We start from the raw sequence: 15895 nt of genomic DNA, 5'->3' as shown, positions 1-15895 counted from the left end.
CGGCCAGGTGCGCGCACAGCGCGCAGCCGCCGGACCCACCGGATCTACCAGATCTGACGGATCTGACGGATCTACCGGACCTGGCGGACGTGCGGGCGGCGGTGCCGCGGCTGCTCGGGGGCCGGGCGTGCGGGGGCGGGCGGGACGGGCCGCACCGCGGGTCCGTCGCCGTTGAGGTGGACCGGCGTGCCGTGGTGGTCGATCGTCAGCGGCGGCCCGGACAGCAGGGTGTACGTGGCCTTCTCGGGGCCTATCTCCACGTGCAGGCGGCGGCCGAGGAACTGGAGGGAGAAGGCCAGGCGGCTGAACGCCTCCGGCAGCCGGGGCGAGAAGTACAGGGTCCGGTCGCCGTCCCGGCGCAGCCCGCCGAACCCGGCGACCAGTGCCATCCAGGTGCCGGCCAGCGAGGCGATGTGCAGTCCGTCGCTCGTGTTCTGCTCCAGGTCGGCCAGGTCCATGAGGGCGGCCTCGGCCGTGTAGGCGTAGGCCAGTTCCAGATGGCCCGCCTGGGCGGCTATGACGGCCTGGCAGCAGGCCGAGAGGGAGGAGTCGCGGACGGTGAGCGGCTCGTAGTAGGCGAAGTTGCGGGCGATCTGCTCCGCGTCGAAGAAGTCGCCGCAGGTGTACATCGCCAGCACCAGGTCGGCCTGCTTGACGACCTGTTTGCGGTAGAGGTCGAAGTAAGGGAAGTGCAGCAGCAGGGGGTACTGGTCGGGGCGCGTGCCGTCGAAGTCCCAGCGCTGGTAGCGGGTGAACCCGGCGTGCTGTTCGTGGACGCCGAGTTCGTCGTTGTAGGGGATGTGCACGGCCGCGGCGGCGTCCCGCCAGGCCGCGGACTCCTCCTCGTCGACGCCGAGCCGGGCCGCCGCCTCCGGGTGGCGCTCGACGGCGCCGGCGGCGGCCAGGAGGTTCGCCCGCGCCATGAGGTTGGTGTACGTGTTGTCGTCGGCGACCGCGCTGTACTCGTCGGGGCCGGTGACGCCGTCGATGTGGAAGACGCCGTGCGCGTCGTGGTGGCCGAGGGAGCGCCACAGGCGGGCGGTCTCCACCAGCAGTTCGACGCCGGTGTCCCGCTCGAACGCGGTGTCCCCGGTCGCCGCGACGTACCGGACGACGGCGTCGGCGATGTCGGCGTTGACGTGGAAGGCGGCGGTGCCGGCAGGCCAGTACGCCGATCCTTCCGAACCCTCGATGGTGCGCCAGGGGAACGCGGCGCCGCCCAGTCCGAGCTGGGCGGCCCGCTCGCGGGCGGCGTCCAGGGTGGACTGCCGCCAGCGCAGGGCCTCGGCGACGGCGTCGGGCGCGGTGTAGGTGAGGACGGGCAGGACGAAGGTCTCGGTGTCCCAGAAGGCGTGGCCGTCGTAGCCGGAGCCGGTGAGGCCCTTGGCGGGGATGGCGCGCCGCTCGGCGCGGGCGCCGGCCTGCAGGACGTGGAAGAGGGCGAAGCGGACGGCCTGCTGGATCTCCTCGTCGCCGTCGACCTCCACGTCGGCGCGGGCCCAGAAGTCGTCGAGGTAGTCCCGCTGTTCGTCGAGGAGGCCCTGCCAGCCGCTGTGTCCGGCCGCCGCGAGCGCCGCCTCCACCTGGTCGCTCATCGCGGGCCGGGAGCGGGCGCCGGACCAGCCGTGCGCGACCAGTTTCTCCACCCGGAGCGTCTCGCCGGGCTCCAGCACGGAGGTGACGGTGAGACGGGAGACGTCCACGTTGCTCTCGCTGCTGGTGGTCGTGCTCCCGGGGCCGGTGATGGTGTGGTCTGCGGCGACGGCGACGCGCAGTCCGCTGCGCCGGGTGCGGTGCACCAGCCGCAGCCGGCGGCCGACGGCGACGTCCTCCTCCGGTTCCAGCGGCGACTTCAGCGCCCGCGCGGCCCGCGGGTCGGCGGTGGGCTCGGGCAGGCTCTCGTTGGCGACGAGTTCGGACTGGACGACGACGCGGCAGCGGCTGTCGACGGCCTCCACCTCGTAGGCGACGGCGGCGACGGCGCGCTGGCTGAGGGAGACCAGCCGGGTGGAGCGCACCCGGACCGTCGAGCCGGCCGGCGAGGTCCATTCGCAGGTGCGTTCCAGGACGCCCCGGCGCAGGTCGAGGACGCGTTCGTGGGAGACGAGCCGGCCGTAGCGCAGGTCGAACGGCTCGTCGTCGACCAGCAGCCGCAGGATCTTGCCGTTGGTGACGTTGATCACGGTCTGGCCGGACTCCGGATAGCCGTACCCCGCCTCGGCGTAGGGCAGGGGGTGCAGTTCGTGCACGCCGTTGAGGTAGGTGCCGGGCAGGCCGTGGGGTTCGCCCTCGTCGAGGTTGCCGCGCCAGCCGACGTGCCCGTTGGACAGGGCGAACACCGACTCGCTCCGGGCGAGGGCGTCGAGGTCGAGGTGCGTCTCGCGCACCCGCCAGGGCTCGACGGCGTAGGGCCGGTCGGCGATCACTCGTGTTCCCCCAGTTCCCCCGGTGCGGCCAGGTCGGCCAGGTCCTTCACGACGACGTCCGCGCCGTGGGCGTACAGGGCGTCGCTCTGCCCCACCCGGTCGACGCCCACCACGTACCCGAAGTGCCCGGCGCGGCCCGCGTCCATGCCGGCCAGCGCGTCCTCGAAGACGGCGGCCCGCTCCGGTGCGACGCCGAGTTCGCGGGCGGCGGCGAGGAAGGTGTCGGGGTGCGGCTTGCCCGGCAGTCCCCGCTCGGCGGCGACCACGCCGTCGACGCGCACCTCGAAGAGGTCCTCGGCGCCGATCGAGCGCAGCACGTCACGGGTGTTGGCGCTGGAGGAGACGACCGCCGTGCGCAGGCCCCGCGCGCGGGCGGCCCGCAGATAGCCGAGGGTGCTCTCGTAGGCCTCGACGCCGTCGGTGCGGATCTTCGCCAGGAGCAGCTCGTTCTTGCGGTTGCCGAGGCCGTGGACCGTCGCCGCGTCCGGCGGGTCGTCAGGGGAGCCCTCGGGCAGGTGGATGCCGCGGGAGGCGAGGAAGGTGCGGACGCCGTCCGCGCGCGGGCGGCCGTCGACGAACTCGTCGTAGTCGTGGGGGTCGAACGGCCGGTGGTCCGGGCCGTCGCGTTCGCGCAGGAACGCGTCGAACATCTCCTTCCAGGCCGCCGCGTGCACCACGGCCGTCCGCGTGACGACCCCGTCGAGGTCGAAGAGGCAGGCCTGGATCGTGTCCGGAAGACCGAGCGTCGTCGTCATACAGGTCCCGTTCCCCTTCCGCGGGCTCCTCACCGGGTGGCGCGCGCCACATGGTGGTGCGCGCGGCCGTGCATGTGGCCGTGCGGTGGCCGTGCGGTCACACCTGGGGTCAGTCGTGCGGGAACGAGTGGTGCTCGTGGGCGATCACCCAGCGGCCGCGCAGCTTGCGCAGACCGAACGTCAGCCGCAGCCGCAGGGTGGGCCGTTCGGCCAGTTCCCCGGGGGTGCCGCAGCGCAGCAGGGTGTGCGCGAAGGCGACCTCCGGGTCGGCGGTGACGTCGAGGACGTCGATCTCGAACAGCGCGCCCCGGACCTGCCGGGCGAAGAACGGCGGCCACAGCGCCCGGTGGGCGGCGAGTCCGCGGATGCCGTCGTCGGGCGGGGTCACGTGGTACAGCCGGAGGTCCTCGGCGTGGTCGGCGAGCACGGCCTCCAGGTCGCCACGGTGGACCGCGTCGGCCCAGCGCGTGATCAGCGCGCGGATCCGCCTCTCGTCCTCCGGCATGTTCCGTCCCGCTCCTTGTCCCCGCCCGGCCCCTCCGGGTTCCCTGCCGGGCTGCGACACTGTGCTGTGTGCTCACCCATGACGACCTGCTGCCCCGCGCGCGTGCGCTCACCCGGCCGGGGCGGCGCGCGATCCTCGGCATCGCCGGCGCTCCGGGCTCGGGCAAGACGACGCTCGCGAAGCGCCTGGTGCGGGAGCTGAACGGCACCGGGGAGCCCTGGGCGGCGCACGTGCCGATGGACGGCTTCCACCTGGCCGACGCCGAACTGGACCGGCTCGGCCGCCGCGACCGCAAGGGGGCGCCCGACACGTTCGACGCGGCCGGGTACGCGGCCCTGCTGCGCCGGCTGCGGGAGGAGGCGGACGGCGACGACGTCGTGTACGCGCCCGGCTTCGAGCGGGTCCTGGAGCAGCCGGTCGCGGGCGCCGTGCCGGTGTCGCCGGGCACCCGTCTCGTGGTGACGGAGGGCAACTACCTGCTGCTGGGCACGGGCGCGTGGGCGCGCGTGCGCTCCGAGCTGGACGCGGTGTGGTTCTGCGAGGTCGACGAGGAGGAACGCGTCCGCCGACTGGTCGCCCGTCACGAGGAGTTCGGCAAGTCCCACGAGGAGGCGGTCGCCTGGGTCCGGGGCCCGGACCGGCACAACGCCGACCTGGTGGCGGCCACGCGCGACCGCGCGGATCTGGTCGTGCGGGACGCCACGGGGCGGCAGGACGGCCCCGGAGCGGGAGCGGACCCCGCCGGCTGAACGGGCGGGCCCCCGCCGGGGGGCCGCGCGGGACGTACGGCGCCGTGCGGCCCGGCCGGCGGCCGGCCGGGCCGCACGCTCAGAGCGCGCTCAGGGTCAGCTCCGGTTCTCCGTGGGCGTCGTCACCGCCGAGGACGGCCGTGAAGGCGGCGGTGCGGATGACCAGGCCCGACCCGTCCCGGGTGGCGGACACCGTCAGCGGGTCGGACGAGCCGTACCGCACGGCGAAGACGTGCAGGTCCTCGGGGGTGTCCGGGACGGGGCCGGCCTCCAGGGCCGTCGAGTCGACCAGGTGCCGCCAGCCCTCGTCCGGGTTGCCGTAGCCACGCGGGTCGGCGGCGAGGGCGAACGCGGCCTGTTCCTGAGTGAGTTCGCCCCGGGCGTCGAAGTGTTCCGGGCCCTCGGCCCGCGGGTGCGTCAGGCGCAGGGGGCCGGCCGAGGCGACCTCGCCGCGTGCCGTGCGCCGCACCCGGTCGCCGTCGTCCTCGGCGTACGGCAGGCCGGCCAGCAGGTACGGCGTGCCGTCGAGGCGTTCGACGGCCACCGTCGTCCACAGCAGGGTGCCGTCGGTGACGTACAGGGAGCGGACGTACCGCAGGACGTGGTCGCGGCCGACGACCGGCTTGGTGACCAGCTTGGCCGTCAGGCCCCCGGCGCGGACGTCGCGGACCCGGACCTCGCCCATCGGGCGGCACAGCAGGAAGCCGTCGGTGACGGGGCCGAAGCCGTGCTGCCGGGCGACGGCGGCGGGCAGCCAGTAGGTGCCGCCCGCCTCGACGAGGGAGGGGGTCATCCGGTCGTCGAAGGCCACCGAGACCGTGCCGGCGCGCAGTTGGTGGCGTGCGGTGCCCACGGCGGGCCCGCGGTGCCAGCGGGTGGTGTCCTGGATCTGCCATACCAGCATCCACGCGAAGTGACCGTCGACGCCGCCGTCGGTCTTCACCGCGTGCCGGCCCCAGCGGGTGTCGCCCCGGTAGCGGCCGAGGTCGGAGCCGATCCGGTGGCCGAAGTAGCGCAGGCCGAGGACCGACTCGAAGCCGGAGTGCTGCTCGCTGTATCGGGGGCCGCCGTTGTCGAAGCCGCCGTTGGTCAGCCGGGCGTCGAGGTAGCGGGCGAGCGCGTCGCCGTCGCGGGCGAACACCTCCTCGCCACTGACCCGGTGGGCCTGGGCGAGGAAGGACAGCGAGATCGGGCCGTAGTTGTTGTCGTAGGCGCCGCCGTGCTCGGGGGGCAGGAGGGCACCGCGGTCGCGCACCCGGTGGGCGCGGATCTCCTGCTCGTACAGGCTCATGGCCCGGGCGCGCACCGACTCCCCGTCGGGTTGCGGTAGTTGCCGGGCCAGCATGAGACCGCCGACGACGCAGCCGATGGCCTGGTTGGCGGCCTCCTGCGGGTTGAAGAAGGTCGCCTCGGTCAGCCAGCGCCAGTAGCCGTGCGCGACCTGGAGCAGCTCGTGGCGGAGTCCGTCGTCGAGCAGGCCGGCCGCCGCCTCGGTCACGTTCACCGCCTGGAGCAGCGCCCAGACCGTGCTCGGCCAGTCCCCGACGGGGTGCGCGCCCGGTGCGAGGGTGTAACGGGCGTAGGGCAGGCCGGAGTCGCGGATCCTCAGGTTCGGGTAGCCGGGGTTGTCCCGGCGGTAGACCCGCTCGCGCAGATGGAAGCGGACGCTGCGGCGCACGGCCTCCGGCAGGCGCGGGTCCCCGGAGCGCTGCCAGGCCAGGGCCAGCAGGGAGGTGACGCCGAGGGAGGTGTCGCCGATGTCGTCGACGCAGTCGGGGTGTTCGAGGCTGCCCTCGGGCGTCAGCCGGGCCAGGGCCTGCTCGGTGACGTCGGCGAGGACGGCGTCGTAGGCCTCGGGGGTGTCCGGGAGATCGTGCAGCGGGCCGCGCTGGTGCGGGAGGTGCATGTCGGCTCAGCCCTTCATGCCGGAGGTCGCCAGGCCTTCGACCAGCCGCTTCTGGAAGATGAGGAAGCAGATGAGCGTCGGCAGGAGGGCGAGGGTCGACATGGCGAACATGGCGCCGTAGGAGGAGCCGCTGGTCTGGTCCAGGAAGAGGGTCAGGCCGAGGGGGACGGTGAACTTGTCGTTCTGCTGGAGGTAGACGAGCTGGTGCAGGAAGTCGTCGTAGGTCCAGATGAAGGTGAAGATGGTGGTGGTGACCAGGGCGGGCTTCATCAGCGGCAGGATGATCTTCCAGTAGATCTGCCAGGGGTTGGCGCCGTCCATCATGGCCGCGTGGTCGAGTTCACGGGGGATGGAGCGGATGAACTGGACCATCAGGAAGATGAAGAAGGCGTCCACCGCGAGGAACTTCGGGACGATCAGCGGCAGGTAGGTGTTGATCCAGGTCAGGTTGTAGAAGATCGTGTACTGCGGGATGAGGACGGCCTGGGTGGGCAGCATCAGCGTGCCGAGCATCAGGCCGAACCAGATCTTCTTGCCGCGGAACTCGAAGCGCGCGAAGGCGTAGGCGGCCAGCGAGCAGGAGACCACGTTGCCGATCACCGCGCCGATCGTGACGATCAGCGAGTTGGTGATGTAGAGGGAGAAGGAGTTGCCGGACCCGCTCCAGCCGTCGGCGTAGTTCTGCGGGTTCAGCTCGTTCGGGATCAGCCCGGGGTGGGTGAAGATCTCGGTGTCGGGCTTGATCGAGCTGCTGAGCATCCACAGCAGCGGGTACAGCATGACGACCGCGACGCCGATGAGCAGGGTGTGGAGGAAGATCCGGCGGGCGCCGGTGGCCGAGCGCAGCTTCTTCAGCGGCGAGGCTGCGGGGGTGGTGGTGACGGACATGGTGGGAAGGACTCCTCGCTCGGACGCCGGGCGTCAGTCGTCGTAGTGGACCCAGTAACGGCCGGCGATGAAGTTGACCGCCGTGAAGCCTGCGATGACCAGGAACAGCACCCAGGCCAGGGCCGAGGCGTATCCCATCTGGAGGTCCGTGAAGCCCTTCTTGTACAGGTAGAGGGAGTACAGCATCGTCGAGTTGAGGGGTCCGCCGCTGCCGTTGCTGATGACGAAGGCGGGGGTGAACGTCTTGAACGCGTCGATGATCTGGAGGACGACGTTGAAGAAGACGATCGGGGTCAGCAGCGGCAGGGTGATCCTGAAGAAGCGGGTGGCGGGTCCGACGCCGTCGATCGCGGCCGCCTCGTAGACGTCCTTCGGCAACTGCTTGAGGCCGGCGAGGAAGATGACCATCGGGGTGCCGAACTGCCAGACGGCGAGCAGGATCAGCGTGTAGATCGCGGTGTCGGGGCTGGAGATCCAGTCCTGGCCCTCGATGCCGAACCAGCCGAGGAAGTCGTTGAACAGGCCGTCGCCGCCGAAGACCTGGCGCCACACGATGGCCACGGCCACCGCACCGCCGAGCAGCGAGGGCAGGTAGAAGGCGGCCCGGTACAGGCCGATGCCCTTCAGGTCCCGGTTGAGGAGCATCGCCACCCCGAGCGCCAGGGCGAGCTTCAGCGGGACCGACACCACGACGTAGAGGAGGGTGGCGTGCACCGTGTCCCAGAAGACCGGGTCGTCGGTGAACATCCGCTCGTAGTTGCCGGTGCCGGCCCACTGCGGCGGCGTCAGCAGGTCGAAGTCGGTGAAGGACAGGTACAGCGAGTCGAGCATCGGGTAGATCGTCAGGCCGAACAGGCCGACGAACCAGGGGGCCAGGAAGACGTAGGGCCACCAGCCCCCGCCTCGTTTTCTGGCGAGGCGGCGTCGCATCCGTTCGCGTTCCCGCTGGCCGGAAGGGGTCGCCGGGACCGGCGTCTCCTTCACGACCTCGTCGGACTTCGCGGTGGTCATACTCATCTCCCTGACCCTCTCCCGGTCTTCCTGCGTGCGGTGCGGGTTACGCGGACAGGACGCCTGCCGCCTGGTCGAAGAACTGGCTGGACTGCGCCTTGATCGACTTCTTGCCGAAGGCGACGGCGAGGTTGGACTGGAACAGCAGGTCCCAGACCTGGTCGGCGCCCTGCGGCGGGGGCACCGGGTTGGGCAGCGCGTCGGTCGCCTTCGCCACCCGCTGGGAGATGTAGTCGGCGTTGGCCATGTTCAGCTTGTCCGTCTCGGACAGGCCGGCGGAGATCAGGTTGCGGGCCTTGTCGGTCGGCGGGATGCCGCGCAGCAGCTGGAAGTCCTTGATCGCGGCGTCGTCCTGCGCGATGAACGAGATGATCTTGACGGAGTCGGCCACCCGCTTGCTCTTCTTCGTGGCGCTCAGCAGCACACCGCCGTTGACGAAGTTGCCCTCGCGCGCTCCCGACCAGTCGCCTCGCGGGGTGGGCAGGAAGTCCAGCTGCGCGTCGGTGATCGAGCCGCCCGCGCCGTAGACGCCGGAGTCGAAGGTGAACAGGGCCTTGCCGATGACGACCGCGTTCTTGGTGAGGTCGTTGTGCGCGGCGGAGGTGACGGCCGGCGGCGGGCAGGCGTTCAGCTTGCGCATCTCGGCCCAGTACTCCCACCACTCCTGGAGGGTGTCGGCGGTGAAGCCGATCTTCTTGCCGTCCTCGGAGAAGAAGGTCTGGCCCTTCTCCCGGGCGAAGATCTCGAAGCACTGGAGGGTGCTGCCGCCGCCGTCGTCGACGCCGTAGGTCTTGCCGCCGCTCTTCTTGTGGACCTGCTGGGCGATCGACCTGAGGTCGGCCCAGGTCCACTCGCGGTCCGGCAGCTCCAGACCGAGCGCCTCCAGGCCGCTGCGGTTGACGGTGAGCTGGTTGACGCCGATGCCGGACGGGACGCCGTAGAGCTTGCCGTCGACGGTGCCGTTGGCCAGGAGCGTCTTGGAGAAGCCGGTGAGGTCCAGGTCCTTGCCGACGTACTCGTCGAGGGGGGCGAGGACCCCCTTGCGGGCGTACTGGGCGACCAGCGCGGTGTCCATCTGCATGAGGTCGGGCGCGCTGCCGCCGGCGACGTTGGTGTTGAACTTGTCGAAGTACCCGTCGTACCCGGAGTAGGTCTCCTGGATCTTGATCTTCGGGTTGGCCTTCTGGAATGCAGCAAGCGCTTTCTTGTAGGCCGCGTGCCGCTCGTCGCTGCCCCACCAGGTCATGGTCAGCTTGCTGGTGGTGCTGCCGGCCCCGGTGCCGCCGGAACAGGCCGCGAGCGAGCTGCCGAGCGCGCCGGCGACGGCGAGACCGCTCGCGGTGCGGAAGAGGGTTCTGCGCGAGATCTGGTGACCCACCGGGTCCTCCCTGAGGTGCGTGATGGATGTCCCGGCCGGTCGATGCGGCACGGGCATGCTGCTCGGAATGACGCCTTCCGGTGGAGCGGCCTCGCCCGGCCGCGCCATCCTGACGGGTGAGGATCCCCGGCTGCCATGGCCGTCGTCACACGAGCACGCCCTCGTGCGGCTGCCGTACCTCGGGTACGGGCGGGACGCCTGCCCCAAGCCGGCGTCCCGGCCGGCTTAGAAAGCGCTTGTCCGGACATTGGCAGACCGAGTCGGAGGCCGTCAATCCTTCGTCCGCGCCGCCTCGGTCACGGTTTGGACTCCCCGGGCCACCGCGAGCCGGGCCGCGCCGACGACGGTGCCCAGGTCACCGACGGTGCTGCTGACCACCTCGGTGGGCCAGCTCAGCCGCTCCACCTCGGCCCGCACACCGGGGAGCAGCAGCGGGTCGGCGCCGGTGCTGCCGCCGAGCACGACCAGCCCCGGGTCCAGTACGGCGATCACGGCGGCGGCGAGCCGCCCCACGTCCACGGCGTGCCGGTCCAGGACGGCGCGGGCCGGGGCGCTGCCCTTCGCCGCCAGGGCGAGCAGCCGGTCCGTGGTGCGCGGGCACGGCCCGTCGTCCTCGCGCCAGACCCCGGCGGCGCGCCGCAGCAGGGCGCGGGCGCCCATGTACTCCTCCAGGGCCTCGTGCCGCGGCTCGCGGCCGTCGGCCCAGGGATAGGGCAGCCGGGCCAGCTCTCCGGCGGCCCCGTTCGCCCCGCGCAGCACCCGTCCGCCCACCACGATGCCGAGGCCGATGCCGACGCCGATCCGCAGGTAGCCGAAGGTGTGCCGGCCCCGCGCCGCACCCTCGTGCAGCTCCGCCAGCGCGGCGCAGTTCACGTTGTTCTCCAGGTGGACCGGCACTCCCGGCGGCAGCGCCACGGCCACGGCGTCGAAGACCGGACCGGCCTTGGCGGTCGCCGGGCGCACACCGCCGCCCCGCTCCCCGGGCGCGGTGACATCACCCACGGCGACGACGATCGTGCGCAGCGGGGCGTCCGCCGGCAGCGCGTCGAGCGCCTCCCGTACGACGTCGGCGGCGCCCGCCCGCGGGCCGGTGGCCTCGGCGAGCAGCGTGCCGTCCAGGGCGCAGCCGCGCACCCGGGTCAGGGCCGGGCCGAGATCCACGGCGAGTACGGCCCCGGCGGCCGGACCGAGCCGGTAGACGGCCGCCGAGCGGCCCGTACCGCCGGAGGAGGTGCCGGAGTGGGCCGCGAGGCGGACGCCCTCCAGCTCGGCGACGGCCGAGGACACCGTCGGCTTGGACAGGCCCGCCATGGTCGCGAGCTGCGGCCGGGTGGCGCTGCCCGCCTCGGCCAGCACGGCGAACACCGCGCCCGCGCTCTCGGTCAGGCGGGGGGCTCTTGCCACGACGTGTTCCACGGTTCCCCCACTCAAGGTCACGGGCCACTCAGGTCACGGGCCGCGCTCACGAAGGCGATCATCCCTGTGATCGGCCCCGCGGAACACGGCCGCGGAAGGGCCGGCGTCACGCACTCCCGGCCCGGCCGGAACGCGCCCGGACCCGAGCGCGCGACGACTCTTGACGCACTGTACTTCGTTAGTTAACTTCCTAACGAACATCACGGTACTCGCCTGCCGTGCTCCGCCAGAGGCCCGTCCCGGGGCTTCGCCACCTTTCCCTTCTCCTGCTTTTCTCCTGTCCCCAGGACACGGTTCGCCCGCCGTCGCAGCCCAGCGCAACGACGAAAGAGGATCCGTGCAGGAATCCCCTCCCGCGTGCCCCCTGCTGGTCGGCATCGACGTGGGCGGCACCAAGACGCATCTCCGCGCGCTCGCGGGCGGCGACCTCGTCGCCGACCACGTCCGCACCAGCGGCGGCTGGCGGCCGCACGACCCGGCCGCCGCCGCCGACTGGCTGGCCGCGCTGGTGCGCGGCGCACTGCCGGCCGGCGCCCGCCCGTCCGCCCTCGCCGTCGGCGCCCACGCGTGCGAGACCCCCCGCCAGGGCGCCGCGATCGGCGCCGCCGTCAGCACCCTCCTCGGCGTGCCCGCACGGGTCGTCGGCGACGCCGAACTCCTCGTCCCCGCCGCCGGACTCGACAAGGGCGTCGGCCTGGTCGCCGGCACCGGCTCGGTGGCCGTGGGCCGGCTGCCCGACGGCACCGCCGTCCAGGTGGGCGGCTGGGGCGCGGTCCTCGGCGACGAGGGCGGCGCCGCCGGTCTGGTGCGGGAGGCGGCCCGCGCCGTGTGGGCCGCCCACGACCGCGGGGAGCGCCCCGAACGCCTCGCGCGCGGGCTGCTCGACTCGGTCGGGGTGCCGGAGGTGCCGGCGCTCGGCGCGGCCCTGGAGGCCGCCGCCGACCTCTCCGCCGAGTGGGGCCGGCACGCCCCCGCCGTTTTCGCGGCCGCCGCCGACGGCTCCCCGCTCGCCCGCACCGTGATCACCGGGGCCGGCGGGGCGCTCGCCGCACTGGTCGCCCGGCTCGCCGCCCGCGGGGTCGTCGTGGACGACGTCGTGGTCGCGGGCGGCACCGTGCTCGCGCAACCGGCGCTGTTCGAGGCGTTCACCACGGCACTCGCGACGGCCCTGCCGAAGGCGCGGGCGAGAGCGCTGCGGGTACCGCCCGTGCAGGGGGCGATCGCGCTGGCCCGAGGCCTGCCGTGACGGGGTGTCCGTGATCCGGCGGTCGCCGCAGCCCTCGCAGCGGCCCCGTCTCCCCGGCCTCCCGCTGCGCCCCCTCCTCACCCCGCCCGCCCGCTCACGCCCCGGGACACCGGCGGCGCGTTCACCCGTGAGACATGCCGTGGTCGCCGGAGCCTCGCCGACGGGACACGACACGGCCGTAGATCTTCGCACGTACGCACCGACCGGCTCACGGCTCGACACCACCGCTCAGAGCCGCACCCGATCCCTCGACCTCCCCGGCCGCACGGCCGAACCATCCCAGAGAGGCACCTCCATGCCGTCAACCGCCGGGCCCCGCACGCCGTCCGCCGTGAACCGACGCGGCTTCCTCAAGGCGTCGCTGGGCGGCTCCGCCGCGCTGCTCGCCGCCCCCACCCTGGTCTCCTGGCTCGCCGCCGCCGACGCCAAGGCCGCCACGGCCGCACCGGCGTTCGTCGACGACTACCGGAGCAACGTCATGGCGAACCTCACGCCCGAGACCAACGCCGTGGTGCGGGTCCTCGGCGGCATGGCGCAGGTCTGGAAGACGGGTGCGGCCTGGGACACCGGCACCGCGCTGCGGCCCGACGTGCTGCGCGCCAACATGCGCTACTGCGCCCGCGTCACCGCCGCCCGCACGGAGGCGCAGGCCAGGGAGGCGTTCGTCCACGACCGCCAGCACCAGAGCTACGCGATGATCGGCGCCCTGGGCCCGCTCGCCGACCTCTACCGCGCGGGCGCCAGGGCGGTCACCTCGATCACCACCGCCCCCGACACCACTCCCCCGGCCACGGTCAGCGACGCCGTTCCCGCCGACGCCCCGCCCGGTTCCGCGCTCGGCGCCGGGTCGCACACCTCCGACCTCGGTCAGGTGGCCAGGCTCGTCGACACCGTGCGCGGCCCGTTCGCCTCCGGCAACCCCGGCAAGTACGCCTTCCAGTACCCGCGTCCGTGGCGCATGAACGAGGACAGCGAGGTCGTCGACACCGGCCGCACCGACGCCCTCGGCTACCCGGTCTACGACTCGGAGGTGGTCGTCGTCACCCAGCTGCTGCGGCAGCGCAGCACCTCCCCCGTCGACGACGGCGGCTTCCCCAGCGGGCACACCAACGCCTTCCACCTGGCCGCGCTGGCCTTCGCGTACGCGGTGCCCGAACGGTTCCAGGAGCTCGTCACGCGCGCCTTCGAGCTGAGCCACACCCGGATCGTCTCCGGCATGCACTCCACCGTCGACGTCATCGGCGGGCGCGTCATGGCCACCGCCCTCGCCGCCGCCGCACTGGCCGACCCCGCCAACGCCGAGCTGAAGAAGGCCGCGCGGGCGCAGGCCCTGGCCTACTTCACCCGGCAGACCGGCACCACGGCCGACACCCTGTACGCCCACGCGCACTCCGACGCCGGCGACCGCTACGCCGACCGGAGCGCCAACCACCGTGCCGTGCGGGACCGGTTGACGTACGTGCTCACCCGCGAGGGGCGCGACGAGCCGCTCACCGTGCCCAAGGGTGCGGAGGTGCTGCTGGAGACCCGGCTGCCGTACCTGACCGCGGCCCAGCGCCGCGAGGTGCTGCGTACGACGGCGCTGCCCGCCGGGTACGTCCTGCTGGACGGCTTCGAACAGTGGGGCCGTCTCGACCTGTTCACCGCCGCGGACGGCTACGGCTCCTTCGACACGGACGTGACGGTCGCGCCGGACGCGTCGGCGGGCGGCTTCCAGGCGGCCGACGCCTGGCGCAACGACATCGGCGGCCGGGGCGGTCTGACGAAGGGGGGCACCGGCACGCTCACCCTGACCGGCCGCAACCGGTACACCGGCGGGACCGTCGTGCGGGACGGCGTGCTGGTGTCGGCGTCGGCGCACGCACTGGGCCACGGTGACGTCCGGGTGCTGGGCGGGACCCTCCGCGTCGACGAACCGGTCCAGGTGCACGGCCTGTTCGCCCAGGAGTCCGGCACGCTGGAGCCGACCCTGCGCGCCGGCCGGCACAAGGCGGTCCTGACCGTGACGCGCCGGGTCGTGCTGGGCGCGGACAGCGTGCTGTCGCTGCGCCTGGACGAGGAACACCCCCCGGCCGTGGGCAGTACCGTCCGCGTGATCGGCGCCCCGGCGCTGCGCGGCCGCTTCGACCGGGTCGAGCTGAGCTCGGGCTCCGACCGGCTGCGGGCCGTGCCGGTGTACACGGCGGACGGTCTGTCCGTGCGCATCGAGCGGCGCTGACGCCCTGACGGGCGGGAGCGGTCCGCCGACGGGCCGGCGTCCGTGCCCGTGCGCGCCTGCACCTGCATCTGCACCTGCATCTGCGGACCGCTCCCGCCCGCACGCCGCCGCTCCCGTCCCGCCGGGCCCTCCCGCCGCACGCCCCCGCTCCCCTCCCCCGCACACCTTCGCCCGCATCCCCCGCACCCCTTCGCCCGCACCTCCTCGCTTCCCTCCTCCGGACCCCTCCGGCCCGCCCGCGCGTCCCGCCCCGTGCCGCGGGCCGCCTCCCTCCGACCTGCCGCCCGCTCCCCGGCCCCGGTCCCGCCTCTCGCGCACCCGGCCGGGCACGGTCCGTGAGCTATGTTGAGCTTCGTGGGAGAACACGGAGGAGGACCGGTGCCATCGCCTCAGCAGGCACGCGCACAGGCGACCACGATCACCTCGGGCAAGACCGATCCGGAGGCGGAGGTGTCCGCGACCTCCCGGCTCAGGGCGCTTTTCGACGGGCCCCATCTGTCCCCGGGGCAGCGGCGCATCGCCCAGTACCTGATCGAGCACCTCACCGAGGCGGCGTTCCTGTCGATCACCGACCTCGCCGAGCGGGTCGGGGTCAGCCAGCCCTCGGTGACCCGGTTCGCGGCGGCGGTCGGCTTCAGCGGTTATCCGGCGCTGCGGGAGCGGCTCCAGTCGATCGCGCTCGGCACGCTCTCGGGCGGCCCGGCGGCGGCCGAGGAGAACCGGAGCAACGAACTCCAGGCGGCGGTCGACGCGGAGCTGGAGAACCTGGAGAACCTGCGCCGCGACTTCGCCGACCCGGACCGGGTCATCGACGTGGGCCGGCAGCTGTCGGCCTCCACCCCGCTGACCATCCTGGGCCTGCGCATCTCGGTCTCGCTGGCGGAGTACTTCGCCTACGCGGCCCGCCGCATCCACCCGGACGTACGGCTGGTGACCCGGGGCGGCAGCGTCGCGTACGACGCCCTGCTGCAGTCCCGGGAGGCGGGCGGGACGTGGGTGCTGGCGTTCTCGATGCCCCGGCACGCGCAGGAGACGCTGACCGCGGTGCGGGTCGCGCGCAGCGCCGGCCTCAAGGTCGCGCTGGTCACCGACCTGGCGCTGGGTCCGGTGGCCGACGAGGCCGACGTCACGTTCGCCACCGGGACCGGCTCCCGGCTGGTGTTCGACTCCTACGCCGCCCCCGGCGTGATGGCCGCGGCGCTGCTCCAGGCCATGACGGACGCCGGTCCGGAACGGACCCAGGCGCGGCTCGAGGAGTACGAGCAGATCGCCGAGCAGCACCAGTTCTTCCTGCGGGAATGACCCGGCGCCGGCCGCCGGCTCCCCCACCCCCCGCCCCTCGGAATCGCCTGCGGATCATTGCGAACAAATCGCGCATGAATGTTTTCATACGTCTT

At 73.2% G+C, this 15895-nt stretch carries 12 protein-coding genes; 4 read left to right on the top strand and 8 right to left on the bottom strand.

All coding sequences use genetic code 11. The features are described 5' to 3' along the window. Positions 1 to 71: 71 nt before the first annotated feature. The 3 genes from ACIP5W_RS04485 to ACIP5W_RS04475 form a co-directional block, all read right to left on the bottom strand. Positions 72 to 2426, bottom strand: coding sequence for a glycoside hydrolase family 65 protein (locus ACIP5W_RS04485; RefSeq protein ID WP_401466581.1), 2355 nt, complete (start codon positions 2424 to 2426; stop codon positions 72 to 74). Beyond that, positions 2423 to 3181: an HAD family hydrolase gene (locus tag ACIP5W_RS04480; RefSeq protein WP_401466578.1), complete on the bottom strand. Its 759-nt coding sequence runs from the start codon at positions 3179 to 3181 to the stop codon at positions 2423 to 2425. Before ACIP5W_RS04480 ends, ACIP5W_RS04485 begins: the two co-directional genes overlap by 4 nt. Positions 3182 to 3290: 109 nt before the next feature. Continuing rightward, positions 3291 to 3686, bottom strand: coding sequence for a nuclear transport factor 2 family protein (locus ACIP5W_RS04475; protein WP_401466575.1), 396 nt, complete (start codon positions 3684 to 3686; stop codon positions 3291 to 3293). 68 nt (positions 3687 to 3754) lie between these two features. Here ACIP5W_RS04475 and ACIP5W_RS04470 point away from each other — a divergent pair, with 68 nt between their 5' ends. Next, on the top strand, positions 3755 to 4435 hold the full coding sequence (locus tag ACIP5W_RS04470; RefSeq protein WP_401466572.1) for a nucleoside/nucleotide kinase family protein: 681 nt from the start codon (positions 3755 to 3757) through the stop codon (positions 4433 to 4435). Between the two features lie 79 nt (positions 4436 to 4514). On the opposite strand, the gene ACIP5W_RS04465 is transcribed toward ACIP5W_RS04470, so the two are convergent. The 5 genes from ACIP5W_RS04465 to ACIP5W_RS04445 form a co-directional block, all read right to left on the bottom strand. Next, on the bottom strand, positions 4515 to 6341 hold the full coding sequence (locus ACIP5W_RS04465) for a hypothetical protein (protein ID WP_401466569.1): 1827 nt from the start codon (positions 6339 to 6341) through the stop codon (positions 4515 to 4517). A 6-nt stretch (positions 6342 to 6347) separates the two neighbouring features. Further along, positions 6348 to 7229 (bottom strand): carbohydrate ABC transporter permease, encoded by an 882-nt coding sequence (locus ACIP5W_RS04460; protein ID WP_401466566.1) that lies wholly within the window; start codon positions 7227 to 7229, stop codon positions 6348 to 6350. A gap of 33 nt (positions 7230 to 7262) precedes the next feature. Further along, complete coding sequence (locus ACIP5W_RS04455; RefSeq protein WP_401466563.1) at positions 7263 to 8240, bottom strand: carbohydrate ABC transporter permease; 978 nt, start codon at positions 8238 to 8240, stop codon at positions 7263 to 7265. A gap of 46 nt (positions 8241 to 8286) precedes the next feature. Further along, complete coding sequence (locus tag ACIP5W_RS04450; RefSeq protein ID WP_401466560.1) at positions 8287 to 9618, bottom strand: ABC transporter substrate-binding protein; 1332 nt, start codon at positions 9616 to 9618, stop codon at positions 8287 to 8289. Positions 9619 to 9888: 270 nt separating this feature from the next. Then, positions 9889 to 11022: an ROK family protein gene (locus ACIP5W_RS04445; protein WP_401466557.1), complete on the bottom strand. Its 1134-nt coding sequence runs from the start codon at positions 11020 to 11022 to the stop codon at positions 9889 to 9891. A 349-nt stretch (positions 11023 to 11371) separates the two neighbouring features. Here ACIP5W_RS04445 and ACIP5W_RS04440 point away from each other — a divergent pair, with 349 nt between their 5' ends. The 3 genes from ACIP5W_RS04440 (at position 11372) to ACIP5W_RS04430 (ending at position 15800) form a co-directional block, all read left to right on the top strand. Beyond that, a complete protein-coding gene (locus tag ACIP5W_RS04440) occupies positions 11372 to 12280 on the top strand; it encodes a BadF/BadG/BcrA/BcrD ATPase family protein (protein WP_401466554.1) in 909 nt (302 codons plus the stop codon). Between the two features lie 295 nt (positions 12281 to 12575). Beyond that, positions 12576 to 14498 carry a phosphatase PAP2 family protein gene (locus ACIP5W_RS04435; RefSeq protein WP_401466551.1) on the top strand — a complete coding sequence of 641 codons (1923 nt, stop codon included), beginning with the start codon at positions 12576 to 12578 and terminating at the stop codon, positions 14496 to 14498. A gap of 378 nt (positions 14499 to 14876) precedes the next feature. Then, positions 14877 to 15800 carry a MurR/RpiR family transcriptional regulator gene (locus ACIP5W_RS04430; protein ID WP_401466548.1) on the top strand — a complete coding sequence of 308 codons (924 nt, stop codon included), beginning with the start codon at positions 14877 to 14879 and terminating at the stop codon, positions 15798 to 15800. Positions 15801 to 15895 lie beyond the last annotated feature (95 nt).

The sequence above is a fragment of the Streptomyces sp. NPDC088766 genome, from assembly GCF_044750845.1.
GTDB lineage: Bacteria > Actinomycetota > Actinomycetes > Streptomycetales > Streptomycetaceae > Streptomyces.
This window is presented reverse-complemented; position numbering and strand designations above follow the sequence as displayed.

What these genes read in the sequence shown, in the direction of transcription:
- ACIP5W_RS04480 (WP_401466578.1), bottom strand. Translation starts at nt 3,181, where the DNA reads ATGACGACGACGCTCGGTCTTCCGGACACGATCCAGGCCTGCCTCTTC.
- ACIP5W_RS04475 (WP_401466575.1), bottom strand. Translation starts at nt 3,686, where the DNA reads ATGCCGGAGGACGAGAGGCGGATCCGCGCGCTGATCACGCGCTGGGCC.
- ACIP5W_RS04465 (WP_401466569.1), bottom strand. Translation starts at nt 6,341, where the DNA reads ATGCACCTCCCGCACCAGCGCGGCCCGCTGCACGATCTCCCGGACACC.
- ACIP5W_RS04460 (WP_401466566.1), bottom strand. Translation starts at nt 7,229, where the DNA reads ATGTCCGTCACCACCACCCCCGCAGCCTCGCCGCTGAAGAAGCTGCGC.
- ACIP5W_RS04455 (WP_401466563.1), bottom strand. Translation starts at nt 8,240, where the DNA reads ATGACCACCGCGAAGTCCGACGAGGTCGTGAAGGAGACGCCGGTCCCG.
- ACIP5W_RS04435 (WP_401466551.1), top strand. Translation starts at nt 12,576, where the DNA reads ATGCCGTCAACCGCCGGGCCCCGCACGCCGTCCGCCGTGAACCGACGC.